General features: G+C 71.1%; 17 protein-coding genes, 4 tRNA genes and 1 pseudogene. 6 read left to right on the top strand and 16 right to left on the bottom strand.

What is annotated here, in order from left to right:
* Positions 1-34: 34 nt before the first annotated feature.
* The 4 genes from ACFZBB_RS11415 to ACFZBB_RS11400 all read right to left on the bottom strand — a co-directional run bounded on the left by ACFZBB_RS11415 (position 35) and on the right by ACFZBB_RS11400 (position 5,502).
* On the bottom strand, positions 35-1,570 hold the full coding sequence (locus ACFZBB_RS11415; protein ID WP_391120193.1) for an amino acid permease: 1,536 nt from the start codon (positions 1,568-1,570) through the stop codon (positions 35-37).
* 310 nt (positions 1,571-1,880) lie between these two features.
* The gene (locus ACFZBB_RS11410; RefSeq protein WP_391120191.1) at positions 1,881-4,157 is read right to left on the bottom strand and encodes a DEAD/DEAH box helicase; all 2,277 of its coding nucleotides are present in this window, start codon (positions 4,155-4,157) and stop codon (positions 1,881-1,883) included.
* A gap of 230 nt (positions 4,158-4,387) precedes the next feature.
* Positions 4,388-4,942 carry a hypothetical protein gene (locus tag ACFZBB_RS11405; RefSeq protein WP_391120189.1) on the bottom strand — a complete coding sequence of 185 codons (555 nt, stop codon included), beginning with the start codon at positions 4,940-4,942 and terminating at the stop codon, positions 4,388-4,390.
* A 209-nt stretch (positions 4,943-5,151) separates the two neighbouring features.
* Positions 5,152-5,502 carry a metallopeptidase family protein gene (locus ACFZBB_RS11400; protein WP_355336196.1) on the bottom strand — a complete coding sequence of 117 codons (351 nt, stop codon included), beginning with the start codon at positions 5,500-5,502 and terminating at the stop codon, positions 5,152-5,154.
* Positions 5,503-5,615: 113 nt separating this feature from the next.
* Between ACFZBB_RS11400 and ACFZBB_RS11395 the strand changes: the two genes are divergently transcribed.
* Positions 5,616-5,691: transfer RNA gene (locus ACFZBB_RS11395), tRNA-Glu, on the top strand.
* Positions 5,692-5,744: 53 nt separating this feature from the next.
* Here ACFZBB_RS11395 and ACFZBB_RS11390 read toward each other — a convergent pair.
* The 12 genes and pseudogenes from ACFZBB_RS11390 to ACFZBB_RS11335 all read right to left on the bottom strand — a co-directional run bounded on the left by ACFZBB_RS11390 (position 5,745) and on the right by ACFZBB_RS11335 (position 20,235).
* A complete protein-coding gene (locus tag ACFZBB_RS11390; RefSeq protein WP_391120187.1) occupies positions 5,745-8,054 on the bottom strand; it encodes an AAA family ATPase in 2,310 nt (769 codons plus the stop codon).
* A gap of 49 nt (positions 8,055-8,103) precedes the next feature.
* Positions 8,104-8,718, bottom strand: a complete 615-nt coding sequence (locus ACFZBB_RS11385; RefSeq protein WP_391120185.1) for a DUF6879 family protein — start codon at positions 8,716-8,718, stop codon at positions 8,104-8,106.
* Positions 8,711-8,980, bottom strand: a complete 270-nt coding sequence (locus tag ACFZBB_RS11380) for a hypothetical protein (protein ID WP_355336190.1) — start codon at positions 8,978-8,980, stop codon at positions 8,711-8,713. Before ACFZBB_RS11380 ends, ACFZBB_RS11385 begins: the two co-directional genes overlap by 8 nt.
* A gap of 193 nt (positions 8,981-9,173) precedes the next feature.
* Complete coding sequence (locus ACFZBB_RS11375; RefSeq protein ID WP_391120182.1) at positions 9,174-10,196, bottom strand: hypothetical protein; 1,023 nt, start codon at positions 10,194-10,196, stop codon at positions 9,174-9,176.
* A gap of 73 nt (positions 10,197-10,269) precedes the next feature.
* Positions 10,270-11,562 carry a transporter gene (locus tag ACFZBB_RS11370; RefSeq protein WP_391120180.1) on the bottom strand — a complete coding sequence of 431 codons (1,293 nt, stop codon included), beginning with the start codon at positions 11,560-11,562 and terminating at the stop codon, positions 10,270-10,272.
* 151 nt (positions 11,563-11,713) lie between these two features.
* Positions 11,714-12,325, bottom strand: a pseudogene (locus ACFZBB_RS11365) (hypothetical protein); the annotation flags it as partial.
* Positions 12,322-14,478 (bottom strand): hydantoinase/oxoprolinase family protein, encoded by a 2,157-nt coding sequence (locus ACFZBB_RS11360; RefSeq protein ID WP_391120178.1) that lies wholly within the window; start codon positions 14,476-14,478, stop codon positions 12,322-12,324. The gene ACFZBB_RS11360 and the pseudogene ACFZBB_RS11365, both read right to left, overlap by 4 nt.
* Positions 14,479-14,588: 110 nt before the next feature.
* Positions 14,589-16,199 carry an FAD-dependent oxidoreductase gene (locus ACFZBB_RS11355; protein WP_391120176.1) on the bottom strand — a complete coding sequence of 537 codons (1,611 nt, stop codon included), beginning with the start codon at positions 16,197-16,199 and terminating at the stop codon, positions 14,589-14,591.
* Between the two features lie 583 nt (positions 16,200-16,782).
* Positions 16,783-17,907 carry a substrate-binding domain-containing protein gene (locus tag ACFZBB_RS11350; RefSeq protein ID WP_391120174.1) on the bottom strand — a complete coding sequence of 375 codons (1,125 nt, stop codon included), beginning with the start codon at positions 17,905-17,907 and terminating at the stop codon, positions 16,783-16,785.
* Positions 17,908-18,245: 338 nt separating this feature from the next.
* Entirely contained in the window at positions 18,246-19,082 is an 837-nt protein-coding gene (locus ACFZBB_RS11345; RefSeq protein ID WP_355336177.1) for an SAM-dependent methyltransferase, read from the bottom strand.
* Positions 19,083-19,127: 45 nt separating this feature from the next.
* Complete coding sequence (locus ACFZBB_RS11340) at positions 19,128-19,358, bottom strand: DUF397 domain-containing protein (protein WP_355336175.1); 231 nt, start codon at positions 19,356-19,358, stop codon at positions 19,128-19,130.
* A gap of 4 nt (positions 19,359-19,362) precedes the next feature.
* Entirely contained in the window at positions 19,363-20,235 is an 873-nt protein-coding gene (locus tag ACFZBB_RS11335) for a Scr1 family TA system antitoxin-like transcriptional regulator (protein ID WP_391120172.1), read from the bottom strand.
* Between the two features lie 24 nt (positions 20,236-20,259).
* Here ACFZBB_RS11335 and ACFZBB_RS11330 point away from each other — a divergent pair, with 24 nt between their 5' ends.
* From ACFZBB_RS11330 to ACFZBB_RS11310, 5 genes are all read left to right on the top strand, one after another.
* Complete coding sequence (locus tag ACFZBB_RS11330; protein ID WP_391120170.1) at positions 20,260-20,892, top strand: ATP-binding protein; 633 nt, start codon at positions 20,260-20,262, stop codon at positions 20,890-20,892.
* A gap of 202 nt (positions 20,893-21,094) precedes the next feature.
* Positions 21,095-21,169: transfer RNA gene (locus ACFZBB_RS11325), tRNA-Asp, on the top strand.
* 4 nt (positions 21,170-21,173) lie between these two features.
* Positions 21,174-21,247: transfer RNA gene (locus ACFZBB_RS11320), tRNA-Phe, on the top strand.
* Between the two features lie 136 nt (positions 21,248-21,383).
* Complete coding sequence (hrpA, locus tag ACFZBB_RS11315) at positions 21,384-25,337, top strand: ATP-dependent RNA helicase HrpA (protein WP_391120168.1); 3,954 nt, start codon at positions 21,384-21,386, stop codon at positions 25,335-25,337.
* Between the two features lie 103 nt (positions 25,338-25,440).
* A tRNA-Asp gene (locus tag ACFZBB_RS11310) sits at positions 25,441-25,515 on the top strand.
* Positions 25,516-25,738 lie beyond the last annotated feature (223 nt).

Below are 25,738 nucleotides of genomic sequence, written 5' to 3'. Positions count from 1 at the left end.
GCATAGCTGGGACCTGCGGGGGAGGCCGAACCGGTTAGGGCTGAGGGGTGTCCGTGGGGCGGCGGAGGAACCAGTGGCGGGCGGAGACGAGCCACCAGGTGGTGGCGAAGCCGAGGACGACGAGGACGGCGATGGGGGCGTAGTTGAAGGTCTTCCAGGTGATGGGAGAGAGCTGGGGGAGCATGAAGAGGACGGTGATGAGGGCGACCCAGGCGACGGCGACGACGCCGATGGGGCGGGACCAGCGGCCGAGGTGCCAGGGGCCGGGCTCGAAGGCGGGGCCTTTGCGGAGGCGGAGCAGGGTGGGGATGACGTAGGCGATGTAGAGGCCGATCACGGCGATCGAGGTGACGGCGGCGTAGGCGGTGGCGTTGATGAGGTACGGCAGGCCGAGGCAGAGCGCGCCGGCCGCGGCGAGCCAGACGGCGGCGACAGGGGTACGGGTGCGCGGGCTGACGGTGCGCCAGACGCGCGAGTAGGGCAGCGCGCCGTCGCGTGAAAAGGCGTAGATCATACGGCTGTTGGCGGTCACGGACGCCATGCCGCAGAAGAGCTGGGCGCCGATGACGACGAGCAGCAGGAGTTTGCCGCTGGTCGCGCCGAGCGCGTCGAGCAGGATCTGCGCGGGCGGCGCACCGGTCGGCGAGCCCAACTCGGCGTCGTACGACTGGATCGCGAAGGTGAAGCCGAGCAGCAGCACGAAGCCCGCGATCCAGGACGTCCAGATGGAACGGACGATGCCGCGCGGACCGGCGGTGGCGGCGTCGTGCGTCTCCTCGGTCATGTGCGCGGAGGCGTCGTACCCGGTGAAGGTGTACTGCGCCATCAGCAGGCCGATCAGCACCACGTAAATGCCGCTGCCGAAGCCGGTGTTGTTCACGTAGTGCGTGAACACGAAGCTCGCCGACCGGTGGTGGTCGGGCACGAAGGCGAGCGCGCCGACGATCAGGCCGACGCCGAGCACATGCCACCACACACTGACGTTGTTCAGGACGGCGACGATCCGTACGCCGAAGGTGTTGAGCAGGCCGTGCAGGAGCAGGATCGCGGCGTAGAGCAGGATCGTCCGGCCGGGGCTGACGCGGAAGTCGAACTGGAGGTTCAGATACGCGCCCAGGAACGACGCCGCCCCGAAGTCGATGCCCGCGGTGACGGCGACCTGGCCGAGGACGTTGAACCAGCCGGTGAACCACGCCCACGCGGCGGCGCTGCGCTCCGGGGCCAGCCGGTGCGCCCAGAAGTACAGGCCCGCGGACGTCGGGTACGCCGAACAGATCTCGGCCATCGCCAGCCCGACGACCAGCGTCATCAGGCCGACCCCGACCCAGCCCCAGGTGATCAGGGCCGGCCCGCCGGTGTTCATTCCGAACAGGTACAGCGTCAGACAGCCGGACAGCACCGAGATGATCGTGAACGAGACCGCGTAGTTCGAGAACGCCGACATCCGGCGCGCCAGATTCTGCGTGTAGCCGAGCTGCGCGAGCCGCTCCTCGTCCGACACGGAGGAGGAAACGGGAGCGGAATCGGGGGATACGGAAGAGGCGGTGTGGGGGACGTCCTCAGGTGTCATGCCCCAGGCTTCCCGCGCCCAGGGCATGACATGCACACGCCCTCAGAAGAGCCGCCCGTACCCGTTCCACCCCGTCCCGACCCGCACCCGCGCGCCGAACTGCCCGTTCGCCGCCGCCGCGTACCGCCACAGCACGCCCGCCGCGTCCCGCGCCAGCAGATCCGCGCGACCGTCCCGATTCAGGTCACCGGGGCCGACGAGGACGTTGTACGTGTTCCAGCCCGAGCCGATCCGCGGCTACGCGGACGGGCCCGCCCGGTGTGCACATGGCACACCGGGCGGGCCCGTTCTGCGGCTGAGCGGTCAGCGGTCAGCCGTTGCGCTTCCAGCGGGGCTTGCGGTCGTAGGAGGAGCCGGCGGCCGGGGCGGCACCGGGGGCGCGGCGGTCGTCACGGTTGCCGTACGAGGGACGGGAGTCACGGTCGCCGTAGGAGGGGCGGCTGTCGCGGCGGTCGTACGAGGACGACGTGGACGGACGGCTGCTGTCGCGGCGGTCGCGGTTGAAGGGGCGGTCGCGGTCGTCGCGGCTGTTGTACGCGGGACGGCGGTCGTCGCGGTTGCCGTACGCGGGACGGGAGTCGCGGCTGTCGCGGCTGGTGTACGGGGTGGACGGACGGCCGCTGCGCTCGCCGTACGAGGGGCGCGAGTCACGACGGTCGTCGCCGCGGCGGTCGTCACGGTTGCCGTAGGACGGACGGGAGTCACGGCGGTCGTCACGGTTGCCGTACGAGGGGCGGCTGTCACGGCGGTCGTCACGGTTGCCGTACGAGGGGCGGCTGTCACGGCGGTCGTCACGGTTGCCGTACGACGGACGGGAGTCACGGCGGTCGTCACGGTTGCCGTACGACGGACGGGAGTCACGGCGCTCGTCACGGTTGCCGTAGGACGAACGGTCGTTGCGGCGGTCGAAGTTGCCGCGGTCGTCGCGGCGGTCCTCGCGCTGCTCCGGCACGGGGGCCGGGGCGGCGGCGGCCAACGCGGCGGCCTCGGCGGCGAGTTCGGCGGCCTTGGCGGCCACCGCCTCCTCCGGGTCCTCGCCGCGCTCGCGGGCCGAACGGGCGGTGAGGCGGTCGGCCTCCTCGCGCAGTTCGGTCGCGCGCCGCTGGAGCCGCTCCAACTGACGCGTGACGTCGGCGACTTCGCGCTCCGCCTGGAGAGCGGCGTTCTGTACGGCGTCGGCCTGGACGTCGGTCAGCGAGCGCGCACCGGTGATCTTGGCGACGTCCTCGTCGAAGACGCCCGCGCCGCCGATGATGTGGCGCGAGGCGTCGACGCCCGCGTCCTCCATCAGCCGGAAGATCTGCTTGCGCTGGTGCGGCAGGGCGAGCGAGACGACCGTGCCGGACTCGCCCGCGCGGGCGGTACGGCCCGAGCGGTGCAGGTAGTCCTTGTGGTCGGCGGCCGGGTCGACGTTGAGCACCAGGCCGATGCCGTCGACGTGGATGCCGCGGGCGGCGACGTCGGTGGCGACCAGGACGTTGACCTGACCGGCCTTGAAGTCCTCAAGGGTGCGGGTGCGGGCGCCCTGGGTCATGCCGCCGTGCAGCGCGTCGGCCCGGACACCGGCCTCGATGAGCTGCTCGGCGACGCGGTCGGCGCCCATCTGGGTGCGGACGAAGATGATCGTGCGGCCCTTGCGGGCGGCGATGGCGGCGGTGACCGGCGCCTTGTCCTTCGGCTTCACGACGAGCACGTGGTGGCTCATGGTGGTGACGGCGCCCTGGGCGGCGTCCACCTCGTGGGTGACCGGGTCGACCAGGTAGCGCCGGACGAGGCTGTCGATCTCGTTCTCCAGCGTCGCGGAGAACAGCAGGCGCTGGCCGCCCGCCGGGATGAGGTCGAGGATCTCGGTGACCTCGGGCAGGAAGCCCATGTCGGCCATCTGGTCGGCCTCGTCGAGGACCGCGATCTGCACCTGGTCGAGCACGGCGGAGCCGCGGTTGATCAGGTCGCGCAGCCGGCCGGGGGTGGCGACGAGGACGTCGACGCCGCGCTCCAGCGCGTAGATCTGGTTCTGCATGGACGTGCCGCCGCAGACGACCTTCATCTTCAGGCCGAGGACGTCGCCGTACGGCTGGAGCGCGTCGGCCACCTGCATGGCCAGCTCGCGGGTCGGGGTGAGGATGACGCCGCGGGGGCGCTTGCGCTCGGTGTGGCCACCGGACAGCAGGGTCAGCAGCGGCAGGCCGAAGGAGAGCGTCTTGCCGGAGCCGGTACGGCCGCGGCCCAGGATGTCCCGGCCCGCCAGCGCGTCCGGGATGGTCGCGACCTGGATCGGGAAGGGGGTGGTGACGCCGTTCTGCGCGAGCTTGCGGACGATGCCGTCGGCGAGGCCGAGGTCGGCGAAGGTCACGGTGGGCTCGGCGTCGGTGTCGTCCTCGGCGTCGGCCTCGGTGTCCGCGTCGAGGACGTCGGTGATGTCGGTGACGTCGGCGTCGAGGACGTCGGACGCGTCGTCGGCGCCGGTGATGTCGGTGATGTCGGTGTTCTCTGCGGTGTCGGCGGTGGTGATGTCCACCACGTCCGCTACGGCGAGGATCTCGTCGTTCTCGGGCATGACGGAACGGTCGGCACTGTCAATGGACATGCTGAAGCTAAACCTCTCGGAGACTTACGGCACGTGCCAGCTCCGTAGGTTGCTTACAACCGCCTCGATGCGGTCAGCCACAGGAGAAAAGGAACGCGCCACGCGGCGCACATCGGATCAGGCGCCAGGCAGTGGGATCAAACGATCTACCAGCATACGCATCTGTCGGCGCCTTTGCCAATCGCCTTCCGGACCGGGCGCTGACCAGCGGCGATACCGCCTCGATGCGGTCAGCGGTCGCGGCGATCCCCGCGCCGTTCGGCGCTCGGGTCGGGCGACCCGCTGGGGTCGGAGCTGGGGCTGGCGGTCGGCGGGTCGGTGGTCGGCTGCGCGGTCGGCGCGTCCGTCGTCGGCTGGCCGGTCGGCTGGGAGGCCGTCGGCGAGGGCTGGGCGGTCGGCTGCGGCGCCGAGGTGCCGCCGGACGCGGTCGGTACGCCGCCGGGTCCTGCCGGGCCGCCGCCCGCGCCGCCCGTCCGGGCCGCCGCGGGGGCCCGTGTGTCGCCGGGCGAGGCCGTACCGGTGACGGACGGGGACGGGGACATCGGGCCGCCGCCGCGGTGCGGGTCGCCCGCGCCCTGCGGGACCCGCGAACCGTCCGCGACGGTCCCCGCGCTCACGCCGGGCGCGTGCTTCGGCGCCTTGGGGTCGGACTCGCTCCCCGCGCTCACGCACGCCGCGACCCCGGCGGCCACCAGCGTGACGAGGACGGCGGACCGCAGCCCCGTACGGACGGCTCGGGCCCGGTCGCGGCGGGGGTCGCGGGGGCGGTCTGGGGCAGGGAGCACGTGTACGCACCTCGGGCTCGGTACAGGCGGACGCGTACGTTCGTACGGTCGTCGTACCGCCGCACGTCCGTACGCACCGGTCGGCGGTCGGATCGCCGTGTCCAACGCCGCGCCTCCCGCCAGGACACGCCCCGCGTCCCTGGCGTCACCCGTGGCGTGCAGCCGGGCCGCCGCCCGCGGCCGTCAGCGCGAAAGGGCCCCCGAAACCGTCACCCGTACCCCAGGGCGTGCAGCCGCTCGTCGTCGATGCCGAAGTGGTGGGCGATCTCGTGCACGACGGTCACCTCCGTCTCGGCGACGACCTCCTCGCGGGTGGCGCACATCCGCAGCGTCGGGCCCCGGTAGACGGTGATCCGGTCCGGCAGCACCCCGGCGTACCACTCGCCGCGCTCGGTCAGCGGCGTCCCCTCGTACAGCCCGAGCAGGTCCGGCTCCCCCGGCGCGGGCTCGTCCTCCACGAAGACCGCCACGTTGTCCATCAGCCGGGTCAGCTCGCCGGGAATCCGGTCGAGCGCCTCCCCGACCAGCTCTTCGAACTCCTCACGCGTCATCTCCAGCACGCTGCCCATTGTCCGCCACCCCGCCGCGAAAAGCGTTTTGGCGAACCCCCGGCCCATCCCATATGCTGCACCCGTCCCCGACGTGCGCCTCGGCGCCCACGGTCGGCCATCCAGCCCTCATCGTCTAGTGGCCCAGGACGCCGCCCTTTCAAGGCGGTAGCACGGGTTCGAATCCCGTTGGGGGCACCACAGTTGATCTTTGCCGCAGGTCAGGCCGCATTTTAGCCTCTTGCACCGCCGAGTCACCGCTGGGTGATTTCGTCGCGTAGCCGCAGCGCTCGCGGGTCGGCGAACGCCGTGAGCAGATCGAGTGCCTCGGCTCGGGCGTCGGCGGCCTCCTGCCGGGAGTCGGCATCGTCCAGGGCTACCGCCAGATGTGTCAGCGTCTGCGCCGTCTCCCATGTCTGCCGAAGGTCTCGATAGACGCTCGCGGACCGACGGTGGCAGTCGACGGCTTCCTGCGCACGGCCGAGTTGCAGCAGCGCCTGCCCGAGACCGTCCCATGCGGCGGCTTGACGAGCGCGGTCGCCCAACGGTTCCTGGAGCGCGGCGGCGCGACGGTAGGAGACCAGCGCTCCGGTGAGGCGACCGGTGGCACGTTGAGCGTCGCCCAAAACCAGAAGCCAGTACGCCTCCGCGGCCGTGCTGTGGATCTCGGCGGCGATGGCCACTGCCTGCTGCGCGTGTGCCAACGCCGTATCCGCGTCTCCGCTCTCCAATTCCGCAGCGGCGAGGAGTCTGAGGCCGTTTCCCTCGGCGCGGCGGTCGCGGTACGTCCGGAACACCTCGATTCCTCGACGTAGAGGCCCGAGAGCACGGTCGGGGTGACCGAGTTCCATGTCCACCTGAGCGAGATTGACCGCCACGCGGGACTCCCAGAATCCGTCGTTCCGCGCGGCGAACAGTCCCATGCTGTTCTCGAACGCCTCCCGTGCCTGCGCCAGGTTGCGGCGGCGTAGTTCGAGCAGTCCGAGACCGTTGAGTGTCAGTGCCTCACCGAGGGTGTCCTTCAGGGCCCGGCGCAGGGTCAGCGCCGCCCCGTAGTGCTCGGCCGCGGCGGCCAGGCTCTGGGACTGGGCATACGCCATGCCCAGGCTCTCCTCCAGTTCGGCTTCGGCACGGCGGTCGCCGTCCCGGCGCGCGGCCTCCAGACCGGTCCGGGAAGTGGCCAGCCAATCCTGGAACGGATTGGTGGTCATGTATACGGCGCGCAGAACCACCGCCAACTGCCATGCGATCCGGTCCGATCCGCCGCTCGCGGCGGCTCGCACCGCGGCCACCAGGTTGTCCCGCTCCGCCGCGTACCAGCGCATCGCCTGCGCTTCGTCGGTGAACGCCGGCGTGGGCGGGCCTCCGTCGGCCGGTACCAACTCCACACGAGGCTCCTGCGGTGCGATACGGGCCTGGACCGCGTCGGCGGTGTGCAAGTACCAGATCAGCACTCTGCGCAGCGCGTCCTCGCGCTCCTGTGGGGTCTCTTCCAGCCGTGCCTGGTCGGCGGCGTAGGCACGCAGCAGGTCGTGCAGGCGGAAGCGGTCGGACGCGGTCTGCTCTGCCATGTGCGCGGCGGCGAGGACATCGAGGAGACGCCTCGCGGTGCGGACATCGATCCCTGCCAGAGCCGCCGCGGCCGCATCGCTGACGTCCGGTCCTGGAACCAGTCCGAGCAGCCTGAACAGCCGGGCGGCATCCGATGGCAGCGCCCGATAGGACCACGTGAACACCGAACGCACCGCCTCGGACTCCTGGTCATCGTCTGCTGACAGAACTTCCCACCGGCCGGACTCGTCACGCAGTTCACGGATCAGCTCCCCCAGGTGTGTCAACGGCCGCCTCGTCGCCCGTTCGGCGGCGATCCTGAGCGCCAACGGCAGGCGCGCGCAGAGGAAGGCGAGCTCCGCCATGTGGGCGGGATCGTCCCCGTCCCGGTAGCCCGAGGTGACGCTGCGCAGCAAGGCGACGGAGCCGTCCCGGTCGAGCACGTCCAAGGTGATGCGCCGTGCTCCCTCCCGGATGCTCAGACCGGGCAGACGGTGCCTGCTCGTCACGATGACCAGACACCCGGGAGTGGCCGGAAGCAAGGGCCTGACCTGGGCCGCGCCGGCGGCGTTGTCGAGGACGATCAGCAGCCTGCGGCCAGCCAGCCGCGAGCGGAAGGCCCCGGCCATCTGCTCGCCGTCGGCGTGAAGGACATCCGCGGGGGCACCGAGCGTACGCAGGAAACCCTCAAGGACCCGCTCGTACGTGACCGGGGCCCGCCGGTCGTAGCCATGCAGGTCGGCGTACAACTGACCGTCAGGAAACCGGTCGCGGACCGCGTGCGACCAGTGCAGCACCAGCGATGTCTTGCCGACACCCGCGGTGCCGGTCACCAGGATCACCCCCGCGTCGGCAGGACGGTCCTCGAGCAGCCGGTCGAGCGCTTGACGCTCGCTGTGCCGGTCGACGAAACCCGCCCCGGCCAACGGGAGTTGTTGCGGAACCGGAAGCGAAACGCGGTCAGTTGCCGGGGCGTGGAAATGTATCCCGCCGTGGATGTCACGACCCTGCACCACGTCACGGGCAGAGCCCGACAGAGAGGAGTTGACCTCCTCTCGCGGCTCAGACACCCGTCGGTGGCGTGCGATCGGCGACCTCGCGGGCGAAGAACGTGCCGATGTCCTCCCCCGACGCGTACAGCCCTTCGACCCGCGCCGCGACACGATCCCTCGTTCCCCGATCGAGGTACCGCACAGCCCCTTCCAGCACGCCGTCGGCGTCGTAAAGGATCTCGTACACCGTGTCGTCGTTGAGCGTGACCAATTCGGGAACCGGGCCCTCGTGCTCATACTCCGCGAGGTGCTCGGGTCCGATGACGACGCGGATCAGCTCACCGCACTCCGCCCGCACACGCAGGAGGTTCAACTCCCATCGCAGGTAAGCGGTGAGCGGGAACTCCACCGCACGGACACGCAGCAGGCGGCAGCCATGGCGCGCGGCCAGGCGGGACAGGTCGAGCAGTTCTTCACGCTGGGCCTCGATCAGCCGCAGCGCCCCCTGCCAGTCTCCCTCGGTGAAGGCGTTCCAGCTCGGATCACCCGGCTCGCGGAAATCCTGGCGACGCTCCAACTTCCAGGAATCACAGCCGTCAACAGCGAAATCCCTGCGCCGGAAGTCCGCCCGGTAGGCCTCCAGCCCCAGCCGCACGCCGTGCGAGGCACCCAGCAGGTCACTCATCCGGGATGTGTGTCTTGGCGGCCAGCAGCGTGGCGCGGGGAATGACGACAAGTCGTTCACCGCCACCGATGACCGCGTCCTCGGGCAGCCCCTCGGCGTAGACCGACGTGAGATCGCGGCCGATCACCGCGAAATCCCCGTTGTCGAGCTCCCAGATGTCGGGACATCCGTCTCGGCCCCCCGTGGTGCCCAGCTCGGACGGCGCCCTCCCGATCCGCCGGGCCAGCCGCGCCTGCGGATCCGCATCCCACGTACTGTCCATACCTCGCCCCCTGCACGTTCCCCGAGTTGACCACCCAGCGTACGGACGCGATATCAGAGCGTCCACGATGCTCACGCGAATCAGCCATCTGCCGCGGCCACGATGCTGGGCGGTGACTGGGCGAGTCCGGCCCCGGCGCGAAATGCGTCGGGGCCGGACTTCGTTCGGGGAGGGGGCGGGTGAGGGGCGGGGGTCAGCCGCGGGCTACGGCGATTTTGCCGGCCAGGCGTTCGCCGGACTCGTAGACCATGTAGGGGACGCCGTTCTCGGTGCCGAAGCTGGGGGCGGCGCTGCGGCCGTTGTCGGGGGCTCCGTCGGAGGAGTTGAAGAAGACGCCGAGGTGCTTGCGGAGGCTGAAGTCGTTGCCGACCTCGGTGATCATCAGGTCGCCGCCGTGCGCCTTGTCCTTGTTGTAGGTGACGTACGCGCTGCCGTCGCGGGTGAGCAGGTGGGGGCCGCCGACGTCGCCCGCGCCGACGTCGGTGTGGCGGATGAGGGGCGTCTGGGAGAAGGTCCAGTTGCGGGCGTCCGCCGACCAGCCCCAGCCGATGTCGCGGTGGTTGGTGGTGTTGTTCAGCATGAACAACATGACGAAGTGGGCGTTCTTCGCGGGGAGTTCGTGGGCGAAGACCCGGGCGTAGGAGGTCTCGGTGGTGCCGGACGGCAGCATCGAGGTCGACAGGACCACCTTGTCGTACGTGAAGTGGATGCCGTCCTTGGACCGGGCGAGCCGGGTCGTGGTGTTCTCGCCGTGGAAGTAGAGCCACATCTCCTTGGCGCCCTCGACCCATATGACGTGCGGCGACGAGACATGGCTGACCGAGTAGTGGGGCGACCACGTGTGGGAGACGACCGGGTTGCCCGCGTACTCCGTGAACGGCCCCTCGATGTGGTCGCCGTAGGCGAGGCAGATGCCGCCGGGGGCGTCGTGCGGCGCGTAGTAGAGGTAGTAGCGGCCGAGCGGCGCGGTGAGGCGACCGACCGTGCCGCGTATGCACGGGAAGATGATCTCGCCGGTCGGGTTGTACTTGAGCTGAGACGGCGTCAGAAGGGTCTTGACGTAACGGTAGTCGGGGAATCCGCCGGGGGTGGCGGCCGAGGCCGTCGCCGTGCCCGCCGTGCCCACGGCGAGGGCGGCGGAGGTGGCGACGGCCCCGCGCAGGATGACGCGACGGCTCGGGCTCTGCGGACTCTGCGGGTTCTGCTGCTCTGACATGGGGAACTCCGTTCCGGAGGGATGTCGGAAAGGGCAGAAGTGCGGGAAGTGCGAAGGGACGCGGACGAGCCGCTCAGAGGTACTGCACGGCCGTGACGCAGAAGCCGCCGAGCGCGACGCACCAGACGTACGGCAGCGTGCGGACCATCACCGTCTGCGGGGTGACGCCCGCGTACTGAGCGGCCCAGACCGTCTGCGTACTGGTCGGGTCGGCGACGCCGAAGACCTGGTTGTACGAGGTGGTCAGGCCGAGGACGGCGATCGCCGGGTACACGCCCGCGGCGATCAGGACCCCGGCGATGCCCGCGCCGAGACCGAACACGTTCAGCGGCCCGCGGTAGAGGCACAGCGGCACGAGCACGGTGAAGACCAGGACGAACAGCACGGCGTTCTGCGGGCTGACGGCCTTCACCAGCGGTTCGAGCGCGTCGACCGCGCCGGGCAGTTTCACCGCGGCCAGCAGGATGCCGATGGATATGAAGAGTGTGATCGGCGGTGCCGCGACCTCGAATCCGGCGTAGAGCGTACGCAGCAGCCGCTTGTTCATCTCGCGCGGCCGGGTGGTGGTGACCAGGGCGTAGAGCACGCCCGCCAGCAGCGACGGGATGATCGCGATGTCGAAGCCGAGCGCGAGGATCAGCGGCACGGCGGGGGTGAACAGCGCGTACCAGGGCGCGTCGCCGAGCTGCTTGCGGCGCGTGCCGGAGTTCGGCCCGGGCCGCTCGGCCACCGACTTGAGGGACCAGGAGTGCTCGACGCCCTTGCGGCGGTTCTCGATCAGGACGAAGAGGACCGCGGCGACCAGCGCGAACGGGAACAGCTTGATCATGAAGCCGCGCACGGTGTGCACGGGCAGTTCGAGCGCCGTGGAGAAGAACTGCCAGACGGGCAGTTCGAACGGCATGCCGGCGGCGATGCCCATCAGGATCGTGCCCGCGGCGGTGGCTTTGGGGATGCCGACGGCGATCATCGCGGGGATGCCGATGATGCCCGCGAGCATCGCGGCGGGCGCCGAGCCGGTGACCGTGCCGACCAGCGTGGAGACGGCCAGTACGCCGAGCGCGACCACCACGGGCCGGTCGCCGCCGAATTCGACGATCTTGCGGACGAGGGTGCCCGCGATGCCCGTCTCGTCCAGCAACTTGCCGAGCCACGACCCGAGCAGGATCGCGATCATGGTGGCGGCCAGCGCCGGGGCGCCCTCCTGGAGCACCGTGTCCAGCACGCTGTTCTTGCCGGTCAGCGGCGCCCCGGAGACCAGGGCGATGGCGACGGCCAGCAGGACGAGTGCGAAGGCCGTGGGGAGCTTGCGGGTGAGCATCGCGGCGACACCCGCCGCCATGATCAGCAGAATGACGACACCCATGGCGTCACTTCTCTCTTCCGTGCGGTGTGCGTCTCCGCGGGGTACGTGCTTGCGGGGTACGTGCTTCCTGGGGATGTGCTTGCGGGGTACGTGCTTCCTGGGGATGTGCCTGCGCGGTCGTCGCCACTGGAGCGCCTGTCCTCGGGGTCCGCGACCCCGATGAAGGGCCCGGCGACGCGGTCACCCACTCGGCGAGCGCCGCCGTCAGCAGCAGCGGACTGCGGCCGAGACCGCAGACCGTACGGGCGTACGCGTGCGCCGCGATCTCGTCGGCGCCGGCGACGTGCCCGTACCAGCGGCGGCTGCCGAGCCGCAGCACGACATGGCCGAGCGCGCGCCTCAACTCGGCCTTGGCCGGGCCGTGGTGGAGCCGCGCGTGCGCGGCCTCGTGGGCGACGGCCGCGGCGCGGACGGAACCGGCCGGGTACCAGTCGCGCCACCCGAGCCGCTCCGCGAGGCTGTCGGCCGCCGCGATCGTGTCGGTGAACAGCTCGATGGCGTCGGGCCGCGAGGTGTAGCGCGCCAACAGCCCCATCTCCAGGCCGCCGTCGCTCTCCACGACGTCCGCCGCGCAGGCGACGGGTGCGAGCGCGGCACCGAACTCGGCCGCCGCGCGGGCCCATTGACGCAGCAGCGCGGGGTCGCGGCCCTCGTGGGTCGGGGTGCCCGCGAGCAGCCGCACGCCGAACTCGACGTCGTCCAGGTCGGCGAGGCGGCGCAGCGCGGCCAGGTCGGGCGTACGGGTCAGGACGGATGCCGTCATGTCCGTGCCTCCACAACGGCCACCACCGGCTCGTCGGCGGCGCGGCCGCTCAGTTCGCTGCGGGCCAGCGCGAGCAGCGACTGCGGTTCCACGACGCCGGACAGGTCGGAGATCCGGGACCCGATGAGCAGCCGCAGCGCGGGCGCGCGGACCCCGCCGTCGCCGTACGAGGTGACCTCGTCCACGAGCGTGGCGAGGACTTGGGGCGCGGCGCCCGCCGTGGTGGTCTCGACGCGGGCGTCGGGCGAGTGCAGCCGGACGACTCCGTCGGCGTCCACGACCCGCACGGGGTGGCGGGTGGCGCGGTACCGGCGGCGCAACTCCGTGCCGTACACGGTGTGCGAGGGCGTGCCCGCGAGGACCCGCACCTCGGCGGGGTCGGCCTTGAGGCTGGCGGCGGCGGCGCGCAGCCGTTCCCCGTCGTCGGCGCGGTGGGCCCGGTCCTGGGTACGCAGTTCGGTGGCGCCGGTGGCGACCGCGCGTACGGTGCTGGTCTGCGGGTCGACGGTGACCTCGACCTCGACGCCGTCGGCCGCCGCGCCCTGGGCGACGACCGCGCGTTCCGCCTCGGCGCGTACGGCCAGGATCTGTTCCTGTCCGGCGCCCGGGATGATCCGCTCGATCTGCTCGCGGACCAGCGCGAGGGCGACCCCGATCGGGCTGATGACCTCGCTGTGGGCGGCGATCCTTCCCTCGCGCTCGCAGAGGACGGCCAGGTGCGGTGTCACGGACGCGGCGCCGCCGCCCCCGCCGACCAGGACGGCGTTGTCCTTGTCCAGGCGGTACTCGGAGATCAGAGTGTCGACCACGGCCTTCACCTGGACCGTACCGGCGTCGAGCACCTGGGTCGCGGCGGTGGCGACGTCCACGCCGAGCGCGGCGGCCAGCGGCGCCAGCGCGGCCTTGGCCGTCTCCTGGTCCGAGCGGGCGAAGTCGCCCTCGGGGACCCGGCCGAGCGCGTTGGCCGCGCAGGTCATGGTGATCGCGAACCGGCCGCCCGCGGCGTCGAGGACCGCGTAGTCGGCGGGGTCGTCGGCGAGCGGGCTGACGGTGGCGAGCGTGGCGTCGCGCAGGTCGTCGGGGTCGGCGAAGCAGGCGTACGGCAGGCCCGCGATGTGGGCGCTGCGCGGTCCGACCGCGGTGACCTTCCCCCCGGTGCCGCCGGTCCCGGCCGTCCCGCCGCTGATCCTGACCATGGACCCGCCGCCGACGCCGACCGTCCGCACGTCGAGCGCGGACAGATAGGACGTCTTGCCGAGGATCGTGGCGTGCCGGACGGCGACCTTGCCGCGCCGTACGACGCTGATGTCGGTCGAGGTGCCGCCGGTCTCCAGGAACAGGCCCTCGCTGATCCGCTCCTGCATCAGCGCGCCCGCCACGCCGGCCGCGGGTCCCGACAGGACGGTCAGCAGCGGCCTGCGCCGCATCTCGTCCAGGGACATCACGCCGCCGTCGCAGCGCATCACCATGAGCGGGGACGTGACGCCCGCCTTGGTGATGGCCGCGTCGACCAGGTCGGCGGTGGCGAGCATGCGCGGCAGGATCGCGGCGTTGACCACGGCGGTACGGGTCCGCTTCTGGAGCCCGTACAGCGAGGTGATCGCGTGGGCCGCCGTCATCGGCAGGCCCTTGCCGCGGGCCGCTTCGAGCACGGCCTCCTCGCCCTCGGGGCGGTCGACGCTGAACGGCTGGCTGGCGACGAGGACTTCGGCGCCTTCCCGTACGACCTCGTCGACGGCCCTGCGCACCTCGGCCGTGTCCTCGGGGTCGGCGACATGGGCGTAGTGCAGCGGGAGCCGCTTGCCCGGGGTGAGTTCGAGGTTGCGGAAGGACGCGAGCCGGCGGGTGAGCGCGGCCCCCGGACCCGTACCGATGCCGATCAGGCCGACGGTGGCGACGTCACCCTCCAGGAGGGCGTTGGTAGCCTGGGTCGTACCGTGGGCCAGGAAGGCGACGTCCTCAGGGGCGTTCCCGGTCTGCTCCAGCAGGCGGTCGAGTGCTTCGACGATGCCGTGGGCTACGCCGTCCTCGTGGTGGTGGCTGGTGGGCACTTTCACCTGCCCCCGGAGTTCGAGGGTCGCGGCGTCTACGGCCACGGCGTCGGTGAAGGTCCCGCCCACGTCGATGCCGACGCGGATACGGTGGGTGGTCATGGTCTGGGCACCTCCTTGTGCAGTGTTGGCGAATACGCGGGCGGTGGGCCGGGCGGGGCAGGTGGAGCTGCTTCCGTCCGGCCGTTCTCCCTTGGGGCGGCAGGTCCTGCTCAGTAGCCGCGCACGTCGGGCCAGTGGCGCTGGACACCGGCGCGGTCGAGCACGGCGGCGAACGCGTCGAACCGTTTCTCCTCGGCCTGGACCCGGTGCGGTTCCACGCCTTCGGCGAGGCAGTGGGCGGCGAGGGCACCGGCGACCTCGCCGATGTTCCACTCCACCGGGTGCAGCCGGTAGCAGCCGTTGGTGATGTGGGTGGTGCCGATGTTCTTGCCCGCGGGCAGCAGATTGCGGACCCTGCGCGGGATGAGCGCGCCGAGCGGGATCTCGAACGGCACGGAGCCGATGTCTATGTAGTTGTCACCTCCGGTGGACGGGTGCAGGTCGATGCGGTAGCCGCCGACGCCGACCGAGTCGCGGTATTTGGTGCCGCCGTGCGGGCCGACGAGGTCGATCGCGAGGTCCTGCTCGGTGATGGTGGTGACGGCCTTGATCCGGCGGGACTCGCGGACGTACGGCGCCTTGGCCAGGCCGTCCGCGGTGCCGGTGATGTCGGGGCGGAGCCTGAGGCCGGGGAAGCCCTTGCCGCCGTCGGCGCGCGGCGCCTCGGTCTGGAGCCAGTACAGGACGGACAGCGACAACTGCCGCGCCTCGGCCACGGCTTGGGCCGAGGTCTCGGGGCCCGCGCCGATCAGCGGCTTGAGCCAGTAGTCGTTGAGCGGCCAGTTGACGAGCGTGATGTCGGAGTCGAAGGCGCCGGGCCGGTGCAACTGGCGGGCCAGAATGCGGCGGAAGCCCCACAGCTCCTTGTCGCCCGCGTCCTCCGACTGGTCGGCGTTGACGTCGAGCGGGTCGAGGTCGGGGTTGGGGACGAAGGTGCGCGGCACCGCTTCGAGCGTGCGCGGGTCGGGGGCGAGGAAGCCGAGCAGCGGGCCCGGCCAGAAGTCGGGGCGGTAGTCCCGCCAGAACTCGTAGTCGGCGGGCTTGTCGATGGTGTGGTCCTCGCCCTCGTGGTGCGAGAGCGCGAAGCACACCGTGATGCCCTGCTGGTTGAGCGGGTCGGCGGTCTCCGGGGCGTGCGGCTCGCCGAATTCGTCGCGCGACTCGGCGCCGACGGCGTGTTCGACACCGGCCAGCTCCAGCAGTTCGCCGGTCTCGGTCGCGTCGATCACGTACCGCGCCGCGATGGTGCGGCGGCTGCCGTCGCGCAGGCTCTCCACCGTGACGGACCGTACGGTGTCGTCCTCGGCCGCCGCCGCGACCGGGCGGTGCTCGGTCAGCAGCGTGAGGCGGCCGGACGCGAGGTGCGGCGCGAGCATCGACTCCAGCACGGCGAGGCCGACGCGCGGCTCGTGGCAGAGCTTGCTGACCCGCCCGGCACCGGGGTTCAGCTCGGTGAGGGCCAGCGCCTCCGAGCGCATCGGGTACCACTGGCGGTAGTACGACCTGATGGATTCCCGCAGGTGGCGGTACGAGGCGGTGGTGCCGAACTGTTCCACCCACGGGTGCTCGTCCGGCGGGACGGCCTGCGAGGTGAGCTGGCCGCCGATCCAGTCGGTCTCCTCGGTCAGTACGACGCCGCGCCCGGCGCGGCACGCGGCGAGTGCCGCCGCCACGCCGCCGAGGCCGCCGCCGACGATGAGAATGTCCGGTCCGGGTTTCACGAGTCTCCTTGAGGTGGTGCGTACCGCCTGCGGCGGTGCTGTCGAAAGATTGCGCGGTGCGTCGGATGACGGTTCTGCCCGGTGCCCCGGGTGACGCCGCCGGGCGATGGCCCGGACCCTCCGGCGCCCGGTTAGCCGAGGACGCCCTACGGCCACGTGGCCTGACGCCGACCGGCCGCGGGGCCCTTGAGCGTTAAGGGCTCCGGCCGCAAAGGCCCCGGGCCCCCGGCGCGTGGGCTCGCGGCGAGCGGGCCGCCGAGCACCGGACCACGGGCCGCGAAGCTCCGAACCTTGGGCGTGACGCCCGCGGCTGAGCCATCGACACCAGGGCCCATGACAACCGGGCCGCGGACGCCGGGCGCCGGGCCCCTGGACGCCGGGCCCCTGGACGCCGGGCCACCGGCACATGGGCTGACGGCGACCGGGCCACGGACGCCGGGCACCGGGCCCCTGGACGCCGGGCCACCGGCACATGGGCTGACGGCGACCGGGCCACGGACGCCCGGCCGCTGGGCGCGTGGGCCGCAAAGGCTCCGGGCCACTGGCACGTGGGGTCGCGGCGGGCGGGCCGGCCGGGTGGGGGTCATGGCCGTGGGTCCTGGGGCCGCGCCGGAGGCGGTCCCGCGCTGGCGCCCGGCCGGAAGGGGCAGGCCACCAGCGGCTCGGTGGCCGCCGCGATGTCCTCGCCCGCCACGAGGGCGGCCAGCATGCGGACGGCCGCGGCGCCCAACTCCGGCCGGGGGATGTCGAATCCGGTGGGCACCGGCTCGCCCGCGAGGTCGGGCGGCGGGCTGCCGAGCAGGGCGAGCGAGGCGTCGCGCGGGGCCTCGATCCCGGCGGCGCGGGCGGCGCCGCGCAGGGCCCGCCACGCGCTGCCGGTGTCGGTCTCCTCGGCGACGAACGCGGTGACGCCCTCGGCGAGCCAGCCGCGCAGCCGCTCGGGCGTCAGCTCGCGCTCGGGCGCCGCCGAGCGGAAGACGGCCGCGGGGCCGCCGGGCAGCCCGGCCGCCTCCAGGCCCTTGAGGAAGCCGTGTTCACGGTCGGTCGACGCGGGCGCCTCGTCGTCCTCGCGTACGAGCACGATCCGGCGGTGGCCGAGGGCCGCGAGCCGGGCCACGACCTCACGGGTGGCGTTGACGTAGTCGGCGCCGACCCAGGGCAGGCCCTCCAACTCGTCCCTGCGGCCGATGTGGACCACGGGGAAGCCGTCGCCGACCAGGCGGCTCAGCTCCTGCGCGGGCGCGTGACGGCCGAGGAAGAGACAGCCGTCCGCCAGCCGGACCCGGCTCAGCGCCTCGGGTCCGGCGGCCCCCGCGCCGCCGGAACTGGAGCCGGTGAAGAGCACCAGGTCGTAGCCGCGCGCGGCGGCCTCCTGCTCGACGCCCACCAGGAACGGGTAGTACGAGTGCTGCACGTCGGTGGGGAAGGTCGCGGTGAAGCTGAAGACGCCCAGCAGGTCGTTGCGGGCGGCGGCCAGCCTGCGGGCGGCCGGGTCGGGGACGTATCCGAGGCTGCGCGCGGCGTCGAGCACCTTGCGCCGGGTCTCCTCCGAGATCGCGACACCCTCCCGCTTGCCGCCGAGCACCAGCGAGACCGTGGCCTGCGAGACGCCCGCGAGCCGCGCGACCTCCGCCTGGCGCGGCCGTGACGTGCGCCCGGTCGGCGAGGGCGCCCGGCCCGGCCGGGATCGCTTCCTGGGTTCGTCCACCTGTGCTCCTCCTTCGTTAATGCGCATTAGTAATGCGCATTAACGAGCACTGTGGACCTTGCCACGCGTCACGTCAAGAGGGTGGACCGCATTTTCCGGCCACGCCCGCGCGCCTCGCCGACCTGTGGTTATCGTCGGGAGCGCCGTCTTTGGTGGCGGGAAACCTTGCCCCGCCGGGGCCGCGGCACCTCATCGGTGGCCGTCGGCGTCACCGTCCCCCCGGCCGCTCCCTGAGCGGCCGGGCGGGACACATCTGCGCGGAACGTATCGGCGCGGGAACGAATCGGCGCGGGAACCTGCACCGGCCGAGGACGTACGAGCCAAGGACGTACGAGCCGTTACGGCTTGTACGCCACTCCCCCGTACATCGCGACCTGCGAGTCGTCGACCGTGCCCTCGGCGGCCGGGTCGGGGCGCCAGTTGTGGACGAGGGTGACACCGGGCTCGACCAGATCGAGGCCCGCGAAGAAGGGCAGCACCTCGGCGTGGGTCCGGTTGCGGGCGGGCATGCCGCGCTTGGTGTACTCGGCGACGACACCCCCGATGGGCTTCGGGCTGGAGTCGGTGGTGACCGTGGAGATCGCCAGGTAGCTGCCGGACGGCAGGATGTCCACGTACTGCTTGACCAGGTCGTACGCCTTCTGGTCGTCCGTGACGAACTGGAGCACGGCGATGATCGACAGGGCGACCGGCCGGGACAGGTCCAGGGTCTCGGCCAGCTCGGCCGAGCCCAGGATCGCCGCCGGGTCCTTCATGTCCGCGTGGATGTAGGCGGTACGGCCCTCGGGCGTGCTGGTCAGCCGGGCGCCCGCGTGGGCCAGCACGATCGGGTCGTTGTCCATGTAGACCACGCGGGCGCTCGGGGTGACGCCCTGCGCGACCTCGTGGAGATTCGGCGAGGTCGGAATGCCGGTGCCGATGTCCAGGAACTGGTCGATGCCCTGCTCCGCCATGAAGCGGACGGCCCGGTGCATGAATTTACGGTTCTCACGCATCGATATCCGCAGACTGGGCCAGCCGCTCAGCATCTGCTCGGCGGCCTCGCGGTCCAGCGGGTAGTTGTCCTTGCCGCCGAGAATGTAGTCGTACACGCGTGCCGAGTGCGCGACGCTCGTGTCGATCTCGGGCGGCTCGTAGTTCGCAGGCCGCCGCGTCCAGGCCATGTCGTCGGGCATCCGCTGTTCCTCCTGAGTACGCCTGCGTTAAGTAAGTGATGAGCGTCAGGAAACCGGGAGGCTGGCCTGTCCAGCCTCCCAGCCCTGGGAGAAGACGTCGAGTTCGATCTGCGTGAAGATCAGCGCGGGACCTTCCGGATCAGTGGACTGGCGGACCGCGTAACGGCCGTCGGGAAGCCTGCGGACCTCCACGCAACTGCCGCCGTTGCTCCCGCTCCACGGCTTGTGCCAGCCTTCCGCTCCCAGCGTGAGAACAGCGTTGTGTATGCGATTCACTGGCCTAGAGCTCCTTGCGAATGGCACCGAGGAATTCTCCGGTGCGTTGTACTGGCAGGGCGTGGGCGCACATACGGTCCAGGGCTTCCTGGAACGTCGTGACATCGTCGTACTCGTCGAGATACACGGCACCGACGAGATTCTCGACATAGACGATGTCGGAGATCTCCTCGTGCGGGAATCGGAAGATGTGGAACGACCCGTACATGCCCTCGTGCGCGCAGATGCCGAAAGGCATCACCTGAAGCTTGATGTTCGGCTGTTCGGCCGCTTCGATGAGGCGGTCGATCTGGGCCCGCATGATCTCGGCGGGCACCATGGGACGGCGGAACACGGTCTCGTCCATGACCACCCACAATTCGGGCGGATTCGCGGAGGTGAGCAGTTGCTGCCGCTGTTTGCGGACGGCGACCCGGCGCTCGACCTCCTGGGCGGCCTTCTCCTCCGCGTCGTGGAGGCCGGCCCGCAGCACGGTCAGCGCGTATTCCTCGGTCTGGAGCAGGCCGGGGACGTAGTGGGGTTCGTAGGCCCGGATGAGGCTGGCCTCTTCCTCCAGGCTGACGTAGCCGCTGAACCAGGTGGGCAGGGCGTCCCGGTAACGGTGCCACCAGCCGGGCTGGTTGGCCTCGCGGACGAGGGCGAGGAAGGTCCTGGCCTCGTCGCCCGGGACGCCGTACTCCTCCAACAGCGTCTTGACGTAGGGGAGCTTCCACTTGCCCTTGGCCAGCTCCATGCGTCGGATCGTCAGAGGAGCCACGTCGAGGACCACGGCGGCGTCCTCGAACGACTTCCCGGCGGCGACCCGCAGGTCGCGCAATCGTCTGCCGAGCACCATCAGCCGAACGGTCGAGCCGCCCGACGACTGCGCAGCGGTCACGCCCCGGCTCCTCTCACCGAGTCCATGGGAGAAGTGTGCCACCCCCTCAGTGATATCCACACCTCGATTGCCTTCTCGGTGAAATTATCAAGATTAACCTTGCCCGCTGAGCGCGTCGGGGCGCATAGTGGCCAGGTGACCACGTTCACGCACACGCGATGGAGAGGAATCTCCGCTGTGGGTTCACCTACCACCGATACCGTGAGTTCCCGGCTGACTACTCCCGGCATTGGCTCCGCTTCCCGTACGCCCCGCCCCCGTGCCGACGGCTGCACTTTCGAACTGCTGGCATGCGGCGCGTCGGTTTCCGAGGCCCGGCGCCGTGCGCGCGCATATCTGACCGCGCGCGGATGCGGGCTGGACGCCTGCGATACGGCCGCTCTGTTGGTGAGTGAACTCGTCACCAATGCCGTGCGCCATACGACGAGCCCGACCGTCATCTGTTCCGTCCGGCGGGACGGCGTACGGGTCCGTATCGAGGTCGAGGACCACGGAAACGTCGGCGAGGGACCGGTCATGCGCGACAGCGGCACCCATGAGGTCAACGGCCGCGGGCTGCTGCTGGTGGACGCGGTGTGCGACGAGTGGGAAGTGGCGCCGGGCCGTGACGGCATCGGCCGGATCGTGCGCGCGGTGTTCCGGGACGAGACGGTCTGACGGCCTCGCCCTCGCCCCTTCACCCGGCGCCCCGGCTCCGCCCGCAGGCCGAAAGGGACCACCGCGGAGGTCTGCTACGCTGATCCAGCGACGTGCCCCTGTCCCAGCGTGATCCTGCGGTCACTTTCTGGTCCTGAATCAGCGGCGGACAAGCGGTACGGAGCACCCGAGATCCTGTGCGAGAATTATCCCGCACAAGCTTGGTCCTGTGGAGCAGTTTGGAGTGCTCGCCACCCTGTCAAGGTGGAGGCCGCGGGTTCAAATCCCGTCAGGACCGCTGCGGCTGGGTAGCTCAGTTGGTACGAGCGACCGCCTGAAAAGCGGTAGGTCGCCGGTTCGACCCCGGCCCCAGCCACCGCACGACGTAGGCCCCGTCTCCGGACGGGGCCTACGTCGTTCCCGTGCGCCATGTGCCCCACCGTCACCGTGCGTACCGCCGCGGGGAAATGCGTTCGCCGCGCGCCCGCCGCAGATGCGATCCTGGACCGCGTATGTCTACCCAACCCACCTCCGCTGATCTCGCCGAACGGCTGCCGTCGCTGACTTTGCGCGACGAGCAGCGGCTCGGCCGCCGACTCGACGGCGCCCGCCGTATCCGCAAGCCGGAGGCGCGGGCCGCCGTGCTGGCCGAGATCGCCGCCGAGATGGACAAGGGCGAGGCGCGGCTGGCGGCCCGCCGCGCCGCCGTGCCGAGGATCAGCTATCCCGAGGCGCTGCCGGTCAGCCAGAAGAAGGACGACATCCTGGCGGCGATCCGCGACCACCAGGTGGTGATCGTCGCGGGCGAGACCGGCTCGGGCAAGACGACGCAGATCCCGAAGATCTGCCTGGAGCTGGGCCGCGGGGTGCGCGGTCTGATCGGCCACACCCAGCCGCGCCGGATCGCGGCCCGTACCGTCGCCGAGCGCGTGGCGGAGGAGCTGGCGACACCGCTCGGGGAGGCGGTCGGCTGGAAGGTCCGCTTCACCGACCAGGTCGGCGACTCCACGCTGGTCAAGCTGATGACCGACGGCATCATGCTCGCCGAGATCCAGACCGACCGCGAGCTGCGCGCGTACGACACGATCATCATCGACGAGGCGCACGAGCGCAGCCTCAACATCGACTTCATCCTCGGCTACCTGGCCCAACTCCTGCCGCGCCGCCCCGATCTGAAGGTGATCATCACCTCGGCGACGATCGACCCGCAGCGCTTCTCCCGGCACTTCGGGGACGCGCCGGTGGTCGAGGTCAGCGGCCGTACGTATCCGGTGGAGGTCCGCTACCGGCCGCTGGCCGACGAGGGCGCGGACGGTGACGAGGGGGCCGACGACCGCGACCAGATCACCGCGATCTGCGACGCGGTCGACGAACTCCAGGCCGAGGGTCCGGGCGACATCCTGGTCTTCCTCTCCGGCGAGCGCGAGATCCGCGACACCGCGGACGCGCTGACCAAGAAGAACCTCCGCTCGACCGAGGTGCTGCCGCTGTACGCGCGGCTGTCGTCGGCCGAGCAGCACCGCGTGTTCCAGCAGCACAGCGGGCGCCGCGTCGTGCTGGCCACGAACGTCGCCGAGACGTCGCTGACCGTCCCCGGCATCCGGTACGTGATCGACCCCGGCACCGCCCGGATCTCCCGCTACAGCCACCGCACCAAGGTGCAGCGGCTGCCGATCGAGCGGATCAGCCAGGCCAGCGCCAACCAGCGCAAGGGCCGCTGCGGCCGTACGTCGGACGGCGTCTGCATCCGGCTGTACGACGAGGACGACTTCCTGTCCCGGCCGGAGTTCACCGACGCCGAGATCCTGCGCACCAACCTGGCCTCGGTCATCCTCCAGATGACGGCGGCCGGGCTCGGCGACATCGCGCGCTTCCCCTTCATCGACCCGCCGGACAGCCGGAACATCAAGGACGGTGTCCAACTCCTCGAAGAGCTGGGCGCGTTGGACCCCAAGGAGAAGGACCCGCGCAAGCGGCTGACTCCGCTGGGCCGCAAGCTCTCGCAGCTCCCGGTGGACCCGCGGCTCGCCCGTATGGTGCTGGAGGCCGACCGCAACGGGTGCGCGCGCGAGGTCATGGTGATCGCGGCGGCGCTGTCCATCCAGGACCCGCGCGAACGCCCCGCGGACAAGCAGACGCAGGCCGACCAGCAGCACGCCCGCTTCCGCGACGAGACCAGCGACTTCCTGTCCTTCCTCAACTTGTGGGGCTACGTCCGCGACCGGCAGAAGGACCTGTCCTCGTCGGCCTTCCGCCGCATGTGCCGCTCGGAGTTCCTGAACTACCTGCGCATCCGCGAGTGGCAGGACATCTACAGCCAGCTCCGTACGGTCGCCAAGTCCCTGGGCATCACGGTCACCGAGCCCAAGTCCGAGGACGACGCGGCCGATCCGGTACGGGTCCACCAGTCGCTGCTGGCGGGCCTGTTGTCGCACCTGGGGCTCAAAGACACCGACAAGAACGAGTACTTGGGCGCCCGCAGCGCGAAATTCGCCGTCTTCCCCGGCTCGGCGCTGTTCAAGAAGCCGCCGCGCTGGATCATGTCGGCCGAGTTGGTGGAGACCTCCCGGCTGTGGGCACGGGTCAACGCGCGGATCGAGCCGGAGTGGGTGGAGCCGCTGGCCCAGCACCTGATCAAGCGCACCTACAGCGAGCCGCACTGGGAGAAGGACCAGGCGGCCGTGATGGCGTACGAGCGCGTCACCCTCTACGGCGTCCCGCTGGTCGCCCAGCGCAAGGTCACCTACGGCCGGATCGACCCCGAGGTCTCCCGCGAGCTGTTCATCCGCAACGCGCTGGTCGAGGGCGACTGGCGCACCCACCACCAGTTCTTCCACGACAACCGCAAACTCCTCGGCGAGGTCGAGGAGTTGGAGCACCGCGCCCGGCGCCGCGACATCCTCGTGGACGACGAGACGCTCTTCGACTTCTACGACGCGCGGCTGCCCGAGGACGTCGTCTCCGGCGCCCACTTCGACTCCTGGTGGAAGCAGAAGCGGCGCGAAGAGCCGGAGTTGCTGAACTTCGAGCACTCCATGCTGATCAACGAGAACGCGGAGGCCGTCACCAAGGACGACTACCCGGACTCCTGGCGGCAGGGCGCACTCAAATTCCGCGTCACGTACCAGTTCGAACCGGGCGCCGACGCCGACGGCGTCACCGTCCACATCCCGCTCCAGGTCCTCAACCAGGTCTCGGCCGACGGCTTCGACTGGCAGATCCCGGGCCTGCGCGAGGAGGTCGTCACCGAGCTGATCCGCTCGCTGCCCAAGGCGATCCGCCGCCATTACGTCCCCGCGCCGAACTACGCCAAGAAGTTCCTGGAGCGCGCGGTCGCCGGGCCCGACCCCCTGCCGTCCGTGCTGGCGCGGGAGTTGCAGAAGATGGTCGGGGTGCCGGTCACCGGGGAGGACTTCGACCTCGGCAAGGTGCCCGAGCATCTGAAGATCACCTTCCGGGTGGTGGACGAGCGGCGCCGCAAGCTCGCCGAGGACAAGGACCTGGACGCGCTGCGGCTGCGGCTGAAGCCGAAGACGCGGGAGGCGATCACCAGGGCCTTCGAGTCGGCCTCGGACCCCGCGCTGGCCTCGGTCCAGCAGCGCACCGGGCTCACCGACTGGACGATCGGCGCGCTGCCGCGCACCTTCGAGGCGCGGCGCGCGGGCCAGCCCGTCAAGGCGTTCCCCGCGCTCGTCGACGAGGGCGCCACCGTGGCCGTACGGCTCTTCGACACCGAGCCGGAGCAGGCCGCGGCGATGTGGCGGGGCACGCGGCGGCTGATCCTGCTCAACGTGCCGGTGAATCCGGCGAAGTTCGCCGCGGACAAGCTGTCCAACCAGCAGAAGCTGGCGCTCTCGCGCAATCCGCACGGCAGCGTGCAGGCGCTCTTCGAGGACTGCGCGACCGCCGCCGCCGACCGGCTGATCGCCGACCACGGCGGGCCCGCGTGGGACGAGGAGTCCTTCCGCAAGCTGTACGACGCGGTCCGCGCCGATCTGGTCGAGCTGACCTCACGCAGCGTCCAGCGGGTCCAGCAGGTGCTGGCCGCCTGGCAGTCCTGCGAGCGGCGCCTGAAGGACACCACGAGCCTCGCGCTGGTCGCCAACCTCCAGGACGTACGGGAGCAGCTCGCGGGCCTGGTGCACGCCGGTTTCGTGACCGAGGCGGGGCTCAAGCGGCTGCCCGACCTGATGCGGTATCTGGTCGGCGTCGACCGCCGCCTCCAGCAGATGCCGACGGGGGTCCAGCGGGACACCACGCGGATGGAGAAGGTCCGGGAGATCCAGGCCGAGTACGGCGAGCTGCTGGCCGCCCAGCCGGCCGGGCGGCCGGTGCCGGCCGCGGTGCGGGACATCCGCTGGATGATCGAGGAGCTGCGCGTCAGCTACTTCGCGCACGCGCTGGGCACGGCGTTCCCGGTCTCCGACAAACGCGTCTTCAAGGCCCTCGACGACGCCTGGGCCTGACCGCCCCGCACCGCCCGGCCGCCCCCCGGCAACGAGTTCGACCCCACCCCCTGACCTGCTGTACAGTCTGTCTCGCAGCCGAGCCCAACAGGCTGTGACACCAGGTCCTGTGGAGCAGTTTGGAGTGCTCGCCACCCTGTCAAGGTGGAGGCCGCGGGTTCAAATCCCGTCAGGACCGCCGTACGTCTGCCACCAGGCCCGCACCTTAGGTGCGGGCCTTTTCGCTGCCCCCGCAGGCCGCGCCCGCGGCGCCAGCCGCACATCAGACACAGCAAATCCCGTCAGGACCGCCGTACGTCTGCCACTAGGCCCGCACCTTAGGTGCGGGCCTTTTCGCTGCCCCCGCAGGCCGCGCCCGCGGCGCCAGCCGCACATCAGACACAGCAAATCCCGTCAGGACC

Source organism: Streptomyces sp. NPDC008139, assembly GCF_042957025.1.
Classification (GTDB): domain Bacteria; phylum Actinomycetota; class Actinomycetes; order Streptomycetales; family Streptomycetaceae; genus Actinacidiphila.
Note: the sequence above shows the minus strand (reverse complement) of the source record. Positions and strands in the feature narration are given on the sequence as shown.